Here is a 5,889-nt window from a genome sequence, read left to right as displayed (position 1 = left end):
ATCCCGGGTCCGGCTCGTCGTGGGTCGGCCAGTCGATTGCGCGCGTGGAGGATTCGGCGCTTCTGGCCGGACGTGGCCGCTTCATGGATGACGTCGGCGTTGACCCCGGTACGCTGCATGCGGCATTTCTGCGCTCGCCGCACGCTCACGCCGACATTGTTTCGATCGACGTTTCGCAGGCGTTGCAGGCGCAGGGTGTCGTCGCGGTTCTCCACGGCGAGGATATCAAGGCGCTGACGTCAAGCCTTGTGGTGGGCGTCAAGGCGCCGGTTGAATGCTGGCCGATGGCCGTCGGCCGCGTGCGCTATGTCGGCGAACCCGTAGCGATCGTGGTTGCCGTCGATCGCTATCGCGCCGAAGACGCCGTCGATCTCATCGATGTGCGCTACGCACCGCGCCCGGCCGTGATCGATCCGCTGAAGGCATTGAGCTCCGAGGCGCCGGTTCTTCATGATGGCTTCACCGGCAATGTCGCGAGCGATCGCTCGTTCCGCTACGGCGATCCCGAAAAGGCGTTCGCGTCGGCGGCGCATCGCGTCAGCATCGATATCAGATACCCGCGCAATTCCTGCACGCCGATCGAAACCTATGGTGTGGTCGCCGACTACGATCCGGGCGAAGACGCCTACGATGTGCTGGCGAACTTTCAGGGACCTTTCAGCATTCACGCGGTGCTGTCGCGCGCCCTGAAAGTGCCGGGCAATCGCCTGCGCCTGCGCACGCCGCCGGATTCCGGCGGCAGTTTCGGCGTCAAACAGGGCGTATTCCCTTACATCGTGTTGATCGCGGCGGCCGCGCGTGCGGCCGGCCGGCCGGTGAAATGGATCGAGGACCGGCTCGAGCACCTGACCGCTTCCGTTTCCGCCACCAATCGCGCGACTTCTCTGGTCGCGGCGGTTGCCGAAGACGGCCGCATTCTCGCGCTTGACTGGGATCAGGTCGAAGACTGCGGCGCGCATCTGCGGGCGCCCGAACCCGCTACCCTCTATCGCATGCACGGCAACCTGACCGGCGCCTACGACATCCGCCACTTGAAGATCCGCAACCGCGTCGTCGTCACCAACAAGACACCGACCGGATTAAATCGCGGCTTCGGTGGGCCGCAGGTCTATTTCGCGCTGGAGCGTCTGGTTCAGCGCATCGCGCTTGAACTCGGTCTCGATCCGCTCGACGTGATCACGCGCAATCTCGTTCCCGCTGACGCGTTTCCCTACAAGACCGCAAGCGGAGCCTTGCTCGATTCCGGCAATTATCAGGAAGCGATGCGGTTGGCCGTGCGAGACGGCGGGCTCGACGAACTCAAGGCGCGGCGCGATGCGGCCCGCGCCGAGGGCCGTCTCTACGGTATCGGCTATACGGCTGTGGTCGAGCCCAGCGTATCGAATATGGGTTACATCACGACCGTGCTGACGCCCGCCGAGCGTCGCAAGGCAGGCCCCAAGAATGGCGCGCAGGCCACCGCGACGGTCGCGATCGATCCGGTGGGAAGCGTGACGGTTCATGTCGCGTCCGTGCCGCAGGGGCAGGGCCATCGCACCGTCCTGTCGCAGGTCGTCGCCGACGTGTTCGGACTGAAGCCTTCCGATATCCGGGTCAATACCCAGATCGACACCGCCAAGGATGCCTGGTCGATTGCGTCCGGCAATTATGCCAGCCGTTTTGCTCCAGCCGTTGCCGGCACCGCCAAGCTCGCCGCCGAGCGCATCGCGGGGCGGCTGAAGCGCATCGCGGCCAGCCAGTTGAATACCGAGGCCGACGATATCGCGTTCGCGGGCGGCCATGTCGGATCGAAGCGTAATCCTGACAACAAGCTTTCATTCTCGCGCCTGGCCGCGCTCAGTCACTGGTCGCCCGGTGCGCTGCCCGATGGGGTCGGCCACACCATCCGCGAGACCGTGTTCTGGTCTCCGCCGGAACTGACCGCCCCCGACGAGGACGATCACATCAATTCCTCGCTCTGCCACGGCTTCATTTTCGACTTCTGCGGCGTCGAGGTCGACCGCACCACGCTGCAAACGCGGATCGACCGCTACGTCACCATGCATGATTGCGGGACCATCCTGCATCCGGCCATGGTCGACGGGCAGGTGCGCGGCGGTTTCGCGCAGGCCGTCGGTGCCGCGCTTTACGAAGAATATGCCTATGCCGACGACGGCAGCTTTTTGACCGGCACCCTCGCCGACTACTTGCTGCCGACAACGGCGGAGGTTCCAAACCCGATCATTCTTCACATGGAGACGCCTTCGCCCTTCACGCCGCTTGGCGCGAAAGGTGTCGGCGAAGGCAATTGCATGTCAACCCCGGTCTGCATCGCGAATGCGGTGGCCGATGCGATTGGAGCGAAAGATCTTGTTCTGCCGCTCGTGCCCGCGAAGCTTGCCGAATTGGTTCGCGGCGCCGAACCGGCGCCACCGGCACGCCAAGCCTCGCAAGCCGAGGAAAAGCGCGGCGGCGATCGAAAGCTGCGCGGCGGGGGCGAAGCTACCGTCAAGGCTGCGGTGCAGCAGGTCTGGGAGATGCTGCTCGATCCCAAAACGCTTGCCGCGGTGATTCCCGGTTGCCATGGCGTTGAAAAGATCTCCGATACCCATTTCCGCGCGGAAGTAACGCTCGGGATCGGTCCCGTGAAAGGGCGCTATCGGGCCGACGTGAAACTGTCCGACCTTGACCCGCCAAAGGCCGTGACACTCTCAGGCCACGCGGAGGGCGCGCTCGGCTTCGGCAATGGCGAGGGGCTTATCACGCTTCATTCCTTGCCGGACGGTGGCACCACGATCCACTACGCCTACCAAGCCGGCATCGGCGGCAAGGTCGCCAGCATCGGCGGACGGCTGCTGGACGGCGCGGCGCGGGTCATCATCGGACAATTTTTTGCAGCGCTGGCGCGACAGGCCGGCGGCAGCGCGTCCGCTTCGACGATGTCGTCGCTGCTGGCGAGGCTCCGGCAATGGCTCGGGGGGCAGCGATGAAACCCGCCGCCTTCGACTATGTTCGCGCCGAACATCTCGATGAGGTGCTTGCTGGCCTTGCCAGCGAGGGCGGCGATGCGCGCATCATCGCGGGCGGGCAGTCGCTGATGCCCATGCTCAACATGCGGCTCGCCAAGCCAAAGACATTGATCGACATCATGCGGCTTCCCGAGCTCGCGCGGATCGAACGCAAGGCCGGGTACGTCACCGTCGGGGCCGGCGTTCGCCAGGCGGCGTTATTGGCGTGGCCCGAACTTGGCGACGCGTTGCCATTGGTCGCGATGGCGTTGCCATGGACTGGCCATGTCCAGACCCGAAGCCGGGGAACAGTCTGTGGATCGATCGCGCATGCAGACCCCAGCGCCGAATTGCCGCTGGCGCTTTGCGCGCTCGGTGGCGAGGTGCACCTGCGCAATGCGAAGCGCCGCCGCCGCGTTCCGGCCGATGAGTTCTTCGCCGGCATGATGGCCACCACCCGTGCCGACGATGAATTGATCGAGGCGGTGTCGTTCCCCTCAGATCAGCGCGGATGCGCGTTTCGCGAGGTGGCGCGCCGTCACGGCGACTTCGCCATTGTCGCCTGCGCCGCGGTTGCTTCAAAGAACGGCGTTCGCCTTGCCGTCGGCGGTGTCGCCGACATGCCGGTGACGCGAGAATTTCCGCGTCTTGATGCCAGCGCGCTCGGCGATGCTCTGAACGCCTTCGCCTATGAACTTGGTGCGCGCGACGACATCCATGCTTCCGCCCGCTACCGGCGCGATCTTGTGCGCCTGATCGGCGCCGATGTCATGCGGAAGGTGCTGCAATGAGCCGGTTGCCCGCCGCCCAACGTCATGCCGTTCAGTTCTCTCTCAATGGCAAGCCGGCCAGCGGCGAGGCCGAGCCGCGGATGCTTCTCACGGACTTTCTGCGTCACCAGATCGGTGCCACCGGCACGCATGTCGGCTGCGAGCATGGCGTCTGCGGCGCTTGCACGGTCGAAATCGACGGACAGCCGGCGCGCGCCTGCCTGACGCTGGCTGTTCAGATCGATGGCTGTACGGTGCGGACTGTGGAGGGGCTTGCTCCCGCATCGGGCCGTCTCAGCACGCTGCAGGCCGCGTTCAAGCGTAACCACGCATTGCAATGCGGGTTCTGCACCGCGGGGATCCTGATGTCGCTCGACAATTTCCTGCGTGAAAACATCCGGCCAACCGAGCAGGAAATCCGCGACCTGCTGACCGGCCATCTGTGCCGCTGCACCGGCTATACGCCCATCGTGCGCGCCGCGATGGAAGCCGCCGCGGAAATGGCAGGCGATTCAGCTAAGGAGAAATCCGATGCTTGATTTGGGGACAAGCTTTCTCGGCAGCGTTGCGCGTGACCCGCAAGCACTGGCGATCGTCGATGACGGCGTTCGACTGACGTATGCGCAGTGGTACCGGCGCATCTCTTCGGTAGTTGCATCCTTCGACCGCATCGGCCTGAAGGCGGGCGATCACATCGTCACGGTCCTGCAGAATTGCGAGGCGGCTGCGACCCTTCACTGGGCCTGCCAGTTGGCGGACATTGTGATCACGCCGATCAACTGGCGCGCCAAGAATGATGAACTTGATTTCTGCATCGAAAATTCCGAATCGCGCGCCGTTATCTACCAGGGCGTCTCCGCCCAGGCCGTGGCTGGATCGAAACGCGCGTCAAACTTGCCGCGCATTGCCGTCGGTTGTGAAGATGCCGGTGCGATCGATTTTGCGCGCATGGCCGGCGAACGGGCGCCGGATGCATCTCCACGAGCCGCTGCCGAAGACTGGTCGGTCATGCTGTATACCTCGGGCACGACGTCGCGACCGAAAGGCGTGCCGCGGCGGCATCGCGCCGAGCGCGCCGCCGGCGTCGCCCATGTGGCACAAAATCTCTATCGGCACGGCGAACGCACGCTCGGCGTCATGCCGCTTTATCACACCATGGGCGTTCGCTCGCTGATTGCGATGTCGCTGATCGGCGGCCGGTTTGTGTGCCTGCCTCGCTACGACGCGGCCAGGGCGCTGGATCTGATCGAGGCGGAGAACGTCACCAACCTCTATCTGGTGCCGACGCTGTACCACGATCTGGTTCACGCCCGGGAATTTGCATCGGCCAACATATCGAGCGTGCGAAAGCTCGGTTTCGCCGGTGCGCCGATGACGGACGGTCTCCTGAAGAAACTCGACGAGGCATTCCAGCCGGAATTGTTCGTCAACCATTACGGCAGTTCCGAAATTTACACCTTCACCGTCGACCAGAACGCCCCGGCCAAGCCTGGTTCGGCCGGGCGGGCCGGGATCAATCAGGAAATCAGGGTCGTGAAGCTGAACGCGGCGTCGGCGTCGGACCTGGCCGCGCCGGAAGAGGAGGGCGAAGTCATTGCCCTCATGGCAGGCGATGAATCCTTCGACGGCTACTGGCGGCGGCCCGATGCGGACGCGAAATCGCTGCGGGACGGATGGTATTTCACCGGCGATACCGGCCTCATCGATCGGGATGGCGATCTCTTCGTGACCGGCCGTGTCGACGACATGATTATCACCGGCGGCGAAAATGTCTCGCCGGTCGAGATCGAAAGCTGCCTTTCGCTGCACCCGGCCGTGCTTGAGGTCGCCGTCGTCGGCCTTCCCGACGAAAAATGGGGCAAGGTCGTCACCGCCTTTGTCAGGCGCAAGGCGCAGATTGGCGAGGCCGAACTCGATCAGTTCTGCCGCACGTCGGGACTTGCCGATTTCAAGCGGCCGCGGCGTTTCGTCTTTGTCGACGCCTTGCCGAAATCCCCGGTGGGAAAATTGCTGCGCCGCCTGCTGGTCGCAGGCGACTATCAGCCCGAACACGCGCCGCCCTCAAGTGGAGTAGATTTGACATTCGCTCGTCGCCCAACCACGAGTTCGTAAGCGAATGTCAAATCCAAAAC

At 64.2% G+C, this 5,889-nt stretch carries 4 protein-coding genes; all 4 read left to right on the top strand.

What is annotated here, in order from left to right; genetic code table 11:
* Positions 1 to 2,969: xanthine dehydrogenase family protein molybdopterin-binding subunit (locus WB528_RS06210; RefSeq protein ID WP_423887547.1), on the top strand; the 2,969-nt coding region annotated here is incomplete at its 5' end.
* Positions 2,966 to 3,778 carry an FAD binding domain-containing protein gene (locus tag WB528_RS06205; RefSeq protein WP_423887546.1) on the top strand — a complete coding sequence of 271 codons (813 nt, stop codon included), beginning with the start codon at positions 2,966 to 2,968 and terminating at the stop codon, positions 3,776 to 3,778. The genes WB528_RS06210 and WB528_RS06205, both read left to right, overlap by 4 nt.
* A complete protein-coding gene (locus tag WB528_RS06200) occupies positions 3,775 to 4,296 on the top strand; it encodes a (2Fe-2S)-binding protein (RefSeq protein ID WP_423887545.1) in 522 nt (173 codons plus the stop codon). The genes WB528_RS06205 and WB528_RS06200 overlap by 4 nt, the downstream gene beginning before the upstream one ends.
* Entirely contained in the window at positions 4,289 to 5,869 is a 1,581-nt protein-coding gene (locus WB528_RS06195; protein ID WP_423887544.1) for an AMP-binding protein, read from the top strand. Before WB528_RS06200 ends, WB528_RS06195 begins: the two co-directional genes overlap by 8 nt.
* Positions 5,870 to 5,889 lie beyond the last annotated feature (20 nt).

This window comes from Bradyrhizobium sp. (assembly GCF_049586575.1).
In the GTDB taxonomy this organism is placed as follows: Bacteria; Pseudomonadota; Alphaproteobacteria; order Rhizobiales; family Xanthobacteraceae; genus Bradyrhizobium.
The sequence above is the reverse complement of the archived record's forward strand: the minus strand, read 5'-3'. Positions and strand labels throughout refer to the sequence as shown.

Bases quoted from the DNA above. Each gene is read 5' to 3' on its own strand.
- WB528_RS06205 (WP_423887546.1), top strand. From the start codon at position 2,966: ATGAAACCCGCCGCCTTCGACTATGTTCGCGCCGAACATCTCGATGAG.
- WB528_RS06200 (WP_423887545.1), top strand. From the start codon at position 3,775: ATGAGCCGGTTGCCCGCCGCCCAACGTCATGCCGTTCAGTTCTCTCTC.
- WB528_RS06195 (WP_423887544.1), top strand. From the start codon at position 4,289: ATGCTTGATTTGGGGACAAGCTTTCTCGGCAGCGTTGCGCGTGACCCG.